At 46.3% G+C, this 13,057-nt stretch carries 10 protein-coding genes; 8 read left to right on the top strand and 2 right to left on the bottom strand.

The features are described from left to right. Positions 1 to 89 precede the first annotated feature (89 nt). The 7 genes from AWU77_RS19070 to AWU77_RS19040 all read left to right on the top strand — a co-directional run bounded on the left by AWU77_RS19070 (position 90) and on the right by AWU77_RS19040 (position 8,864). Entirely contained in the window at positions 90 to 1,115 is a 1,026-nt protein-coding gene (locus AWU77_RS19070; protein WP_062067356.1) for a hypothetical protein, read from the top strand. Positions 1,116 to 1,254: 139 nt separating this feature from the next. Next, on the top strand, positions 1,255 to 1,875 hold the full coding sequence (locus AWU77_RS19065) for an NAAT family transporter (RefSeq protein ID WP_062067352.1): 621 nt from the start codon (positions 1,255 to 1,257) through the stop codon (positions 1,873 to 1,875). Positions 1,876 to 2,040: 165 nt separating this feature from the next. Then, a complete protein-coding gene (locus AWU77_RS19060) occupies positions 2,041 to 3,672 on the top strand; it encodes a pectate lyase (protein WP_062067348.1) in 1,632 nt (543 codons plus the stop codon). Between the two features lie 179 nt (positions 3,673 to 3,851). Next, the gene (gene speA / locus AWU77_RS19055) at positions 3,852 to 5,771 is read left to right on the top strand and encodes a biosynthetic arginine decarboxylase (protein ID WP_062067829.1); all 1,920 of its coding nucleotides are present in this window, start codon (positions 3,852 to 3,854) and stop codon (positions 5,769 to 5,771) included. A 65-nt stretch (positions 5,772 to 5,836) separates the two neighbouring features. After that, a complete protein-coding gene (locus AWU77_RS19050; RefSeq protein ID WP_062067345.1) occupies positions 5,837 to 7,036 on the top strand; it encodes a saccharopine dehydrogenase family protein in 1,200 nt (399 codons plus the stop codon). Positions 7,037 to 7,115: 79 nt separating this feature from the next. Beyond that, positions 7,116 to 8,303, top strand: coding sequence for a carboxynorspermidine decarboxylase (gene nspC / locus AWU77_RS19045; RefSeq protein ID WP_062067826.1), 1,188 nt, complete (start codon positions 7,116 to 7,118; stop codon positions 8,301 to 8,303). A gap of 57 nt (positions 8,304 to 8,360) precedes the next feature. Next, positions 8,361 to 8,864: an RNA methyltransferase gene (locus AWU77_RS19040; RefSeq protein WP_062067342.1), complete on the top strand. Its 504-nt coding sequence runs from the start codon at positions 8,361 to 8,363 to the stop codon at positions 8,862 to 8,864. On the opposite strand, the gene AWU77_RS19035 is transcribed toward AWU77_RS19040, so the two are convergent. Both AWU77_RS19035 and AWU77_RS19030 read right to left on the bottom strand, forming a co-directional pair. Further along, positions 8,854 to 9,270, bottom strand: coding sequence for a hypothetical protein (locus tag AWU77_RS19035; RefSeq protein ID WP_062067332.1), 417 nt, complete (start codon positions 9,268 to 9,270; stop codon positions 8,854 to 8,856). The genes AWU77_RS19040 and AWU77_RS19035 overlap by 11 nt on opposite strands. Positions 9,271 to 9,404: 134 nt before the next feature. After that, a complete protein-coding gene (locus tag AWU77_RS19030; RefSeq protein ID WP_062067329.1) occupies positions 9,405 to 10,781 on the bottom strand; it encodes an aspartate ammonia-lyase in 1,377 nt (458 codons plus the stop codon). Positions 10,782 to 10,975: 194 nt separating this feature from the next. Between AWU77_RS19030 and uvrB the strand changes: the two genes are divergently transcribed. Further along, positions 10,976 to 12,988: an excinuclease ABC subunit UvrB gene (gene uvrB / locus AWU77_RS19025; protein ID WP_062067326.1), complete on the top strand. Its 2,013-nt coding sequence runs from the start codon at positions 10,976 to 10,978 to the stop codon at positions 12,986 to 12,988. The last annotated feature ends 69 nt before the right edge of the window (positions 12,989 to 13,057 follow it).

Here is a 13,057-nt window from a genome sequence, read left to right as displayed (position 1 = left end):
CATTGATTTTGCCTTGCAAGGCATAACACGTTTTTTGATTGTCCCCGAACGAATTGCATTCCGATTTATGGAAACTGTCGAGGTAATAAATGACCTATGCAAACCGGCCCCAAGAGAGTGCTGAGCAACAGAGTGATCAGTTGCGGGTTAAATTGGATTCTGAAGGAATTGTTGATAATCGAACCGCCGCTCACAAAACGATGCAGTTGCAATCTTTGATGGCTGCAAGTCCAGCGCAGGTTAAATTAGGCGCTGCTGCGCAACTAATGGCGGATAAAAAAATAAATAACAGCATTACTCCATTGCAGCGCATAAAAATTATCGGTAAACCTCAATACGCGTCACGGCCGCAGCAACGTTCAGGTAGTGCATCGATTAACCTGAGACTGGATGGAACGCTTGATCCAGACAATGATCCTGTAGGAAAGGATTCCTTGACACTTGTCGCCGAAGATATGCAGCCTATGATGAAAGGGCGTAAAGGTGTTTTAACAGCGATGCATTTGATTAATGCTCATTTGGGCGGTTCAGGAGTTGAAGTGGGTAATCTGGCATGGGGAAGCCAAGGGCATAATTCAGCGCATCTTTCAGAGATTGAAAAGGCTGCAAAGGAGGAAGCCGAGGATGCTGATAATGTTGGTAATACGATGGAATATAAAACAATCCCTGAATATTGTTCAAATATTGCAGGTGACCCAAGTTTTTATTTTCTAAACAAAGTGACTTCCTCATATAAAGTGAAGGATTCTCACAATATGGTGATTGCTGAAGACTCCAAAACAGTGGGGTCTGATGGCGTGGCTGAAGTACAGGATAATGAATATGTAGAAAAAATTAGAGCCTCTTTGCCTCCCAGGCCAGTGAGCACTAGGGTTCGCAGCCAGTCACGTCGAGCTATTGATTCTGCACAGTCGGAAGGCATGGTGCTTGAAATGCCTGATGATGCTTATGAAAAGCAGCGCCGTGAAAAAGAGATATGGCGAGCAGATCAAAAAGAAAAAAAGAAGCGAGAAAAAAGGGTCAAAAAAAGTAAAACTAAAAACCTTTCTGGTCGTATAAGTAAAACAAGTAGTGATGAAAAAAGCAAAAAGGGAAATAGACATAAGAAAAAATAGATATGCTATCGTCTATATCGGTTTTCCGTGGGTGATGAGATAAAAATTAATAACTTCTTCGCAATAACCAGATTTTTCGATTGTTGCGGTGTTTTTTCAAAATAGATCTAGACTTAGAGAAAATTTCAGAAGAAAAATCATGCTCGAAATCACTGAATACACCAAATTCCTCATAGGCCTGTTGGCCATCGTCGATCCCCTGGGGGCCATTCCTGTTTTTATTGCGTTAACCGTTCACCAAAGCCATGAGCAGCAGATAAAAACTGCTCGCCTAACGGTTATCTCTGTGTGTGCAGCGCTGATGGTTGCTTTATTAATTGGGGAGTGGATTCTCTGGGCTTTTGGTATCAGTATTGATGCGTTTCGCTGCGCCGGTGGAATTATATTGCTGCTAATGGGGCTGACGATGTTAAAGTCTCGAGGGCATACGCCGGAAGATATTGAAGCAGCCCAGGATGAAACCATAGCCTTGGTACCACTAACAATGCCACTCCTGGCTGGCCCGGGTGCTATGAGTGCGGTGATTGTTTATGCTCACCAGTCCAGTTCAGTCGTACATTATTTGGCGATTACCCTTTGTATCCTGTTCGTCAGCCTTTCGCTATTGCTCTGCTTCAAATTTTTACCTTGGTTCAGTCAACACCTCAGTAAACGCAGTATTGTTATGTCTACGCGGATTATGGGGCTGTTGCTGGTCGCGATAGCGGTAGAGTTTATAGCGGGTGGAATAAAAGGGATGTTCCCGCAGTTGGCTATTTGACGGAGGCGATTCTAGCGTAAGGATAATAAGTGTTAATCGACTATAACTAAGTTGTCACGATGCTTATTATTTGTGTGATATTGGATATCGCTATTTAAAAAATATTATAAGTAATTGTCGGCAAACGGTTTTTGGTCGCAGAATCCATAACAATAGAGACTGGCTATGCGCATAATCAACCCGAATTTTTCCCGTTGTATTTTCATTCTGATTTCTTTGCTTTTATCGTTGCGCTTATTTGCGGCAGAAGCTGCACCTGAAAAAATTTATAAAACCATGAAAACGGCCAGCCAATTTATGTTGGAAAAGGCGAGTTATCGTGGTGGTTTTGTGTGGTCTTATTTGCCGGACTTTTCCCGCCAGTGGGGTGAGTTGGAAGCGCGGCGGTCGATGATCTGGATGCAGCCGCCAGGCACCGCAAGCGTGGGGCATCTATTTTTGGATGCCTACCATGCTACAGGTGATGAATTCTATTACACGGCTGCTGAGCGGGTGGCAGGAGCGATTATCTATGCTCAGCACCCCAGTGGTGGCTGGAATTACGTTGCGGACTTTAATGGTGAGGCATCGCTCAAGGATTGGTATGCGACTATCGGGAAAAGCGCTTGGCGGCTAGAGGAGTTCCAGCACTATTACGGCAATGCGACCTTTGATGATGTGGGCACGGCAGAGGCGGCAAAATTCCTTTTGCGTTTGTATGTAGAAAAGCTGGATCCCAAATATCGCCCGGCACTGACTAAAGCAATCGACTTTATGTTGGATAGCCAATATCCCATAGGCGGCTGGCCGCAGCGTTTTCCGTTGATGCACGATCATCCTGCAAAGGATCATGCTGACTATTCTTCATTCATTACCTTTAACGATGATGTCGCTGCAGAAAATATCGATTTCTTATTGATGTGCTATCAAGTTTTGGGAGAAGCGCGGGTGCGCGAGCCTGTTATCCGTGCGATGAACAGTTTTTTGGTGACACAGATGGGGCAGCCGCAACCGGGTTGGGCGCTGCAATACACCCTTGAACTCGTACCGGCAGGTGCTCGTTCCTATGAACCAAAATCGCTGCATACGCCAACCACGGCAGAGAATATCCAGCAACTCATCAAGTTTTACCGTATGACGGGAGAGACAAAGTTTCTCGCGCCGATCCCCGCCGCGTTAGATTGGTTGGAGAGCCTGCAATTCGCGACTCACAAGCCGGAATACGAGGGGCGTAGCCATCCGTCGTTTATTGAGTTGGGCACTAATAGGTCCCTATTTACCCACAGGCGCGGAGCGAATGTGAGCAATGGTGAATATTATGTGGATTACACGCCGGGCAATATGCTTGCGCATTACAAATCAGCCAGCATCATTAATGTGGCCAAGTTACGTGCCGATTATCAAGATGCGCTAGCGCTTACCCCAGATCAAGCCACCGCAAATTCACCCTTGAAAGCGATGGGGGAGATCGTGCTTCCCCGGTATTTTACCTTGGGCAAGGTCAGTGTTTCTGATTTGAATTTTCGTGCGCAAAAAATGCCTGTTGCAGATAGCTTGGCAGAGCAAGCGGCGGCTTTGGTCGCGGAGCTCAATCAGCAGGGCTACTGGCCGACACCGCTGTATTACACCACCAATCCCTATAAAGGGAATGCGCCAATCACCAGAGCGACTAATGACTATGCTGCTACTATGGTCGGCGATGAATGGGATACATCGCCCTATCCGGTGAATAATCCCGTGAAGGGAATTTCAACGGGTGCTTACATCAAAAATATGGGTGTGCTTATTCAATATCTGCAACAACAGTCAGCACAATAGAAAAGGTTGTTGCTGATTAATTTCTGCTCATAATGGCGCGAAGCTTTATTTTTCACACAAAATGTGGAAAATTGCGCGCCATTTTTCATTTTCGCGATAAAAATTGACCCAATATCCAGTATCTATCGGGTTGTTATTTTTTTGTCGTGGAAAAGCCGTTAACAATGCAGGACGAAATTATGAACAACTCAGAGCAACCAACGACATGGTCTGCGCGTAAGTCCGCCGATCTCTATGGTATCGATGAGTGGAGTACTGGTTATTTTGGCGTTTCGCCAAAAGGTGAGGTGGTTGTTCGTGCACCTACAGCAGCGGGCGAAGTCAGTGTATCACTGATGGACATAGTCGATGGTCTGCAACAGCGCGGTTTACAAATGCCGGTTCTGTTGCGTCTTGAAAATATTCTTGATTCCCGCATTAGTATTTTGAATGACTCATTTGCTCAGGCTATTGAAGCGAGTGGTTATCGCGGTCAATACCGCGGCGCATTTCCTATCAAAGTAAATCAGCAAAGTCATGTGATTGCCGAGATTGCCCGTTTTGGCGAGCGCTACAACCACGGATTGGAAGCAGGCAGCAAAGCAGAATTAATGATTGCAATGGCGACATTAACTAATCGCGATAGCTTAATTATTTGCAATGGTTACAAAGATGCCGAATTTATTTCATTGGGATTGGAAGCGCGTAAATTAGGTTTCAAATGTTTTTTTGTATTGGAAACCCTGAGTGAATTGCAGTCGGTAATTGAACGCAGTCGGGCGATGGATGTTGAGCCATTGATTGGCGTGCGTTTGAAATTATCCACCAAAGTTGAAGGGCATTGGAGCGAAGACAGCGGTGACCGCAGCCTATTCGGTTTAAATACCAATGAATTGGTAGCGGTAATTGATACATTGCGCGACGCTAATTTATTGCACTGTTTTCAATTGCTGCATTTTCATTTGGGTTCGCAAATTCCGAATATTCGCAGTATTCGTGCCGGGGTATTGGAAGCTTGCCGTTATTATATTGAATTAGTCGGCGAGGGCGCGCCACTGGGCTATTTGGATTTAGGTGGCGGCCTTGCAATTGATTACGACGGTACCTGCAGCACTAACGGCCACAGTCGTAACTACTCGGTAAAAGAGTATTGTATCGATGTAGTAGAGGCGATACAGGAAAGTCTTGATGCCCACCAAATTCCTCATCCGATTATTGTCACCGAATCCGGGCGTGCGACTGTCGCGCATACATCGGTGTTGTTATTTAATATTCTCGATGTTACCCATTTTGAACCTACATCTATGCCTGAGTCTTTACCGGTTGGTTGCCATGAGATGATTGAAAACCTCTGGCACACCTTGTCGGTTATTAAGGCTGTCGGTTTGCAAGAGTCTTACAATGATGTGATTTACTATCGCGATAAAATTCGCGATTTGTTTCACTCGGGCGATATTAATCTGCGTCATCGCGTATTGGGCGAAAATATTTATTTGGCGGCGCTGCAAAAAATTGCATCACTCTTGCCAACCATGAAACGCATTCCGGCTGAATTAGAAAGCTTGCCACAATTGTTGGCCGATATTTATTACGGTAATTTCAGCATCTTTCAATCTTTGCCCGACGCTTGGGCGATTGAGCAAATATTTCCGGTAATGCCCATTCATCGCCTCAACGAAGAGCCTACTCGTCAGGCCGTGATTGCAGATCTCACCTGTGATTGCGATGGCAAACTGCAAAAATTTGCGACGTCAGAAGGTGAGTCTACAACCTTGCCACTGCACCCAATTGCTGCAGGCGATGAATATTATCTCGGCGTATTTCTGGTTGGCGCGTATCAGGAAACATTGGGTGACTTGCATAATTTGTTTGGCGATACCAATGTCGCCAGCGTGCGGATTAACGCCGATAGCAGCATTGATTTCGTACACGAACTGCATGGCGATAGCATTGCCGATGTATTGAGCTACGTGGAATACAAGCCCAACTCACTCTACGAACAATTCCGCCAAACGGCTGAACAGGCAGTACGCGATAACATCATCACTATTGCCGATCGGCAGCAAATGTTAGCGGCTTACTCTGAAGGGTTGCGCGGCTATACCTATTTCGAGAAATGATTTTTAACACTTCTGTGGCTGCCAGTGCGCAGGCATAACATTTTTTATTTTAGTGGAGGCCTGTTATGGCAAAAGTATTAATTATCGGTGCCGGTGGTGTCAGCGGTGTTGTGGTGCATAAGTGCGCACAATTGCCAGAAGTCTTTTCCGAAATTGTATTGGCAAGCCGTACCGAAGCAAAATGTAAAGCCATTGCCGCGCAATTAAATCGTCCTATTAAAACCGCACAGGTTGATGCCGACAATGTGCCGCAGTTGGTCGCGCTGATTAATGCAGAAAAACCTGATTTGGTAATCAATGTCGCTCTGCCATATCAAGATCTCACCATTATGGATGCTTGCCTTGAAGCCGGTGTGGATTATTTGGATACCGCCAATTACGAGCCGTTGGATACCGCTAAATTTGAATACTCCTGGCAGTGGGCTTATCAGGATAAATTTAAAAATGCCGGTTTGACCGCACTCTTGGGTTCAGGTTTTGATCCAGGCGTCACCAATGTCTATACCGCTTATTTGAAAAAACATTATTTTGATGAAATTCACTATCTGGATATTATCGATTGCAACGCCGGTGATCACGGTTTGCCATTTGCAACCAACTTTAATCCGGAAATCAATATCCGCGAAGTCACTGCTAATGGTCGCTATTGGGAAAATGGCAGCTGGGTTGAAACTCCTCCATTGTCTGTCAATCAAGTGTTTGATTTCCCGGCGGAGATTGGCCCCAAAAAAATCTACATGATGTACCACGAAGAATTAGAGTCGTTGGTAAAACACTTTCCAGAAATTAAACGTGCGCGTTTTTGGATGACGTTTTCCGACAATTATTTAAAACACTTGGAAGTGTTGGGCAATGTGGGCATGACGGGTATTGAGCCAGTCATGTTTGAAGGGCGTGAAATAGTGCCGCTGCAATTTTTAAAAGCACTGCTGCCTGACCCTGCAAGCCTTGGCCCCTTAACCAAAGGCAAAACCTGTATTGGTTGTTTTGCTCAGGGTGTGAAAGATGGCAAACCAGTGGCGATGTTTGTGTACAACGTGTGCGACCATCAAGAGTGTTATCGCGAAGTAAAATCCCAGGCGATTTCCTACACCACTGGTGTGCCGGCGATGATCGGTGCAAAAATGATTTTGGAAGGCAAGTGGAAAAAGCCGGGCGTGTGGAATATGGAGGAGTATGATCCTGATCCGTTTATGGAGGATTTGAATAAATACGGTCTGCCTTGGCAAGTTGTTGCGGTTGATCCCAGCGCAATAAACGGCTGATATTGATTCATTGCTGCAGTAGGGTGGGTGGAGCCTAAGCGATACCCACCGTCATTTTGATTAAACGATGTGCCCATTTATGCAAAAACGCGAATATTTCACTCACTTTAATCCTACCCGTGTGCCATCCCCTTGTTTTGTGATCGACAAAGCAGCGCTGGAAGATAATTTAACCATCCTCAATCGCGTGCAGCGTGAAAGCGGTGCAAAAGTGTTGGGTGCCTTAAAAGCATTTTCCTGCTGGAGCCTCGCACCTTTATTTCGTCAGTATTTGTCGGGAACCTGTGCGAGTGGATTGCACGAGGCACGTTTAGGGCGGGAAGAATTTGGTGGTGAAGTACATTGTTATTCTGCGGCTTATAAAGAGGCAGATTTAATTCAAATTTTAAAAATCGCCGATCATGTTTTGTTTAATTCTTTTTCGCAGTGGTCGCGGTTTAAATCCTTGGCACTGGCGGCACAACAAACTCGCCCTGAATTGCATTTTGGTATTCGTATCAACCCAGAGCACTCCGAAGGTGAAGTGGCGTTGTACGACCCCTGTGCGCCTTGTTCACGCATGGGTGTGCCCATTGCACAATTTGAGCAAGCGTTAGCGAATGATCCAGATATTTTAGATGGCATTACCGGTTTGCATTTTCATACACTTTGCCAGCAAGATTTGCCACCTTTGCAGCGTACCTTGGCGGCAGTAGAAGAAAGGTTTGGCCAGTATTTTTCGCGTATTCAATGGATTAATTTTGGCGGCGGTCACCATATCAGCCGTGAAGATTATCAAGTGGATGAGTTAATCCAAACGGTTAAGTCATTTATGGCGCGCCATCAATTGCAAGTGTATTTGGAGCCGGGTGAAGCAGTTGCTATTCGCAGTGGTGTGTTAGTGGCCGAAGTGTTGGATATCACTTGGAATACTATGGCACAGGCGATTTTAGATACTTCTGCTACATGCCATATGCCAGATGTATTAGAAATGCCGTACCGCGCGGATATTTTAGGTGCAGGCATGCCAAATGAATTTGCTCATACCTATCGTTTGGGTGGTATGACCTGTTTGGCTGGCGATGTGATTGGCGACTATTCTTTTGCACAACCTTTGCAAATTGGTCAGCGCTTGATGTTTGACGATATGGCACATTACACCATGGTCAAAACAACCACATTTAACGGCATTAATTTGCCTGCCATTGCGATATGGGACTCGCGCAGCAATGAGCTACATGTTATTCGTGAATTTGAATATGACGATTTTAAAAATCGTTTGTCTTAAAGTCTTTTCATTCAATCTTTGTGATTTTTTTTGTGCGCGATAAGTCAGGCTGTAATTATGAGTAAAAAATATTCCCACATTGGTTTGGTTAACCCTAAAAACCCCGTCAATGTTGGCATGATTATGCGCGCTGCCGGTTGTTACGAAGCGGACACAGTTTTTTACAGCGGAGTACGTTTTGCTCGTGCGCAAAAATTTGCAGCGGACACCAAAGATGCCAGCAGCAAAATTGCTTTGGTTGAAGTTGAAAATTTATTGGATGATATTCCAGATGGTGCATCCTTGGTGGCGGTGGAATTAATCGAAGGCGCAACGCCATTGATGGATTTTGTTCACCCGGACAACGCCTATTATATTTTTGGCCCGGAAGATGGATCGATCAAAAAGGAGCTGTTGGATCACTGTCAACACGTTGTTTACATTCCCACCGTCGGCTGCATGAATCTGGCTGCCACCGTGCATGTGGTGCTTTATGATCGCATGGCAAAATCGGGCAGGGCGGTGATTGATGAGCGTCCGATTGCAGAGAATCGGGATGTAAATAATAAAGCTAAAATTTAGCGGTAACTATTTCTTCTCTGATTAAATAAGTTTCGTCTGTTATCTCTGGCAATATTTTGAGTGAATCTTTTTCTTGACGTGTTTTATTAGGACATTCACCTTGGCTCTCTAGCCAGTAGAGTGTGTTGCCTATTAATGCTACCGATCCCGATACAATTGCGCTTGTGGTAGCCGTTAACGTCGCAACGACTAATGCTCCTGTCAGCTCTGACTTGCAGCTTTTGGTCAGGCAGTCTACGTTATCGAACGTTCGCATTTGCTCCGTGGTAAGTACAATTTTTTGCGTAGATACCATGCATTTTTCGTCATAGCTTGCCGCTTTTTTCGGGGTGACCACGCAGGCCCCGATACTGCAGCTCAGCATGATTAATGTTAACCGACGGCTCAGGTAGGTAAAGTCCTTCATACATAGTTTCTCTGGTCGTGAATGCAGGTATTAAACGCAGGCTTCTTTGTGCCAATACTGCCCTAACAGAACTCAATAAATTGTAACAATCGGTATCTGCAAATGAGTCGGTTGCTAATCACTTGATGCTGACATTACAATCCGCCGCGCGTTAACTTTTCCGGGTTAAGCAATTGTTCCAACTCTGTGCGGCTTAATTCTGTTTCTTCCTGCGCGACATCAATAATCGCGCGGCCTTCTTTGTAGGACTTTTTCGCAATTGCAGCGGCTTTTTCGTAGCCAATAATCGGATTCAATGCGGTGACCAGAATCGGATTTTGTGCGAGTGATTTTTGTAAGTTGATGTGATTAACGGTAAAGGTTGCGATGGTTTTATCGGCCAGTTCATTGCTCGCATTGCTGAGCAATTCAATCGATTGCAATAAGTTGTAAGCGATCAATGGCAGCATCACGTTCAATTGAAAATTACCAGACTGCCCAGCGATACCAATACTGACATCGTTTCCCATGACTTGTGCGCAGACCATGGTCACCGCTTCAGGAATCACCGGATTGACTTTGCCTGGCATAATTGATGAGCCGGGTTGCAGTGGTTTTAAACTGATCTCGGCTAAACCGGCGAGTGGGCCGGAATTCATCCAGCGCAAATCGTTAGCGATTTTCATCAAGCTGACGGCGAGGGTTTTTAAATGGCCGGATATGGCAACGGAAGTATCCTGTGCGCTCATCAAAGCAAAAAAATTATCGCCCGGCACAAACGCTAAACCCGTTGCCTCACTTAAATGTTCGGCAAATTTTTCGGCAAATTCTTCGTGCGCGTTAATGCCGGTACCCACCGCGGTGCCGCCTTGTGCTAGGCGCAATAACTGCGGTAATGCCATCTGCAGGCGCACGTAATTACTTTCCATTTGGCTCGCCCAACCATTAAGTTCTTGCCCGAAGGTTACGGGCATTGCATCCATTAAATGAGTGCGACCGGTTTTAACTACATCGCTTAATGCTTCGGCTTTGCCGAGCAAACTGGTGTGCAGTTCTTCCAGTGCGGGAAATAATTGTTGCTTAAGGGCGAGGGCGGCGCTGATGTGGATTGCGCTGGGAATGGTGTCGTTGCTGCTTTGGCTCATGTTGACATGGTCGTTGGCATGCACTTTTTGCCCGGCCAGATCGCTGGCGATATGGGCAATCACCTCGTTCACATTCATATTGGTGCTGGTGCCCGAGCCGGTTTGAAATACATCTACCGGGAACTGATCGACGTAATGTCCTGCGGCTATGCTGTCGCAAGCGGCACAAATCGCCCAGGCCATGTCTTCGTCCAATAGCCCCAGTTCGCGGTTGGTGAGTGCAGCGGCTTTCTTGATATGGACTACAGCGTGGATAAAGCGTGGCGGCAGGGTAAGGCTACTGATGGCGAAGTTGTCGAGCGCACGCTGGGTTTGAGCGCCGTAGAGCGCCGTTTTGGGTACTTGTACCTCGCCCATGCTGTCGTGTTCGGTGCGGAACTCGTTCATATAAACCTCCTTGGGTTAGCGAAAGGGCTGCTGACACAGGTTGTCAGATGCGGGGGTTAGGCTGCCTGATCTTTAAGTCTAGCGAGTAATAGCACTTGCTAGCCATTGTATTTGGCAATCCATCGGCAAGTTAAGTCGCTGGTTTGGGTTGCTTTTAGTTACAATCCCATTTTCAAAATCATTACTGAGTTTTTATGTCCAAGCAATTTGTTGTAAATAGTGGGTTCGAACCCGCAGGCGATCAGCCCACCGCCATTGCTGGCCTTGTGCAAGGCATAGAGGCGGGGTTAGCGCATCAAACCCTGTTGGGTGTGACCGGATCGGGCAAGACCTTCACCATCGCCAATGTGATTGCTCAGGTGCAGCGCCCCACATTGATCATGGCGCACAATAAAACTCTGGCGGCACAACTCTACGGTGAATTTAAAGAGTTTTTCCCCAACAACGCTGTGGAATATTTTGTCTCCTACTACGACTATTATCAGCCCGAAGCCTATGTGCCTTCGTCTGATACCTTTATCGAAAAAGATTCAGCAGTAAACGAACACATTGAACAAATGCGTTTGTCGGCAACTAAAGCGCTGTTGGAGCGCAAAGACGCCATCATCATCGCGTCCGTGTCTGCAATCTACGGCTTGGGTGATCCCGAAGCTTATATGAAAATGTTGCTGCATATAGTGCGCGGCGACAAAATCGATCAGCGCCAGATTTTGCGTCGCCTCGCTGAATTGCAATATACACGTAACGATATGGAATTCTCCCGTGCCACTTATCGCGTGCGCGGCGATGTAATTGATATTTACCCCGCCGATTCGGATATAGAAGCAGTGCGCATCGAATTGTTTGACGATGAGGTTGATCAGATTTCGATTTTTGATCCGCTTACCGGCGAAGTGTTGCAAAAGGTTCCGCGTTTTACCATTTATCCAAAGTCCCACTATGTAACGCCGCGCGAACAAATTCTGGATGCGATTGAAAACATCAAAGAAGAATTGCGCACGCGCTTGGAATACTTGCGCGAAAATAACAAACTCGTTGAAGCGCAGCGCTTGGAGCAGCGCACTCGTTACGATTTGGAAATGATGCAGGAGTTGGGCTACTGCAACGGCATTGAAAACTATTCGCGCTATTTGTCGGGTCGCAATTCCGGCGATGCACCACCGACGTTGTTTGATTACTTGCCCGCCGATGCGCTGTTAGTGATCGACGAAAGCCATGTGACGATTCCGCAAATCGGCGCCATGTACAAAGGTGACCGCTCGCGTAAAGAAACACTGGTCGAATACGGTTTTCGTTTGCCTTCTGCATTGGATAACCGCCCCATGCGATTTGATGAATGGGAACGCATCGCCCCGCAAATGATTATGGTTTCTGCCACGCCCGGAAAATACGAAGCAGAAAATCAAGGGCAAGTAGTCGAGCAGGTTGTGCGGCCAACGGGATTGATTGACCCTGAAATTGAAATTCGCCCCGCGACTACTCAAGTGGATGATGTGCTTTCCGAAATTCGCTTACGGGTTGAAAAAGGTGAGCGGGTATTAATTACCGTGCTCACTAAACGCATGGCCGAAGATCTTACTGAATACCTTGCCGAACATGGCATTCGCATCCGCTATTTGCATTCAGATATTGATACAGTCGAGCGTATCGAAATTATTCGCGATTTGCGTTTGGGGCAATTTGATGTGCTTGTTGGTATCAACTTACTTCGTGAAGGTTTGGATATTCCTGAGGTGTCTTTAGTTGCGATTTTAGACGCGGATAAAGAAGGCTTTTTGCGTTCCGATCGCTCACTCATCCAAACCATCGGCCGCGCTGCGCGTAACGTCAATGGTAAAGCGATTCTCTACGCCGACCGCATCACCGGTTCTATGGAGCGTGCGATAGGGGAGACGGATCGCCGCCGCGAGAAACAAGTCGCGCACAATCTCAAACATGGCATTACCCCCAAAGGCATCAATAAAAGCATCGCCGATATCATGGAAGGTTCAGTCGCCCCTGGCTCTGGCGGCCGCAGTGCACGCAATAAAGCCATGGCTATTGCGGAGCGCTCTGGTAAATACACGGTAGATGTAAATCCAAAAGATATTTGGAAAACCATCGAGCTAATGGAAAAACAAATGTTCCAGGCCGCAAAAGATTTGGAATTTGAAGTCGCCGCTAAACTGCGCGATGAGATTGAGAAGTTGAAGAAAAAGGCGATGTGATTGTCGATGATATGTTTCGTAGGGGCGCAATTTATTTCGCCCAATGATTTTAACTATGTAATCTGGTCT

This window comes from Cellvibrio sp. OA-2007 (genome assembly GCF_000953825.1).
GTDB lineage: Bacteria > Pseudomonadota > Gammaproteobacteria > Pseudomonadales > Cellvibrionaceae > Cellvibrio.
Note: the sequence above shows the minus strand (reverse complement) of the source record. Positions and strands in the feature narration are given on the sequence as shown.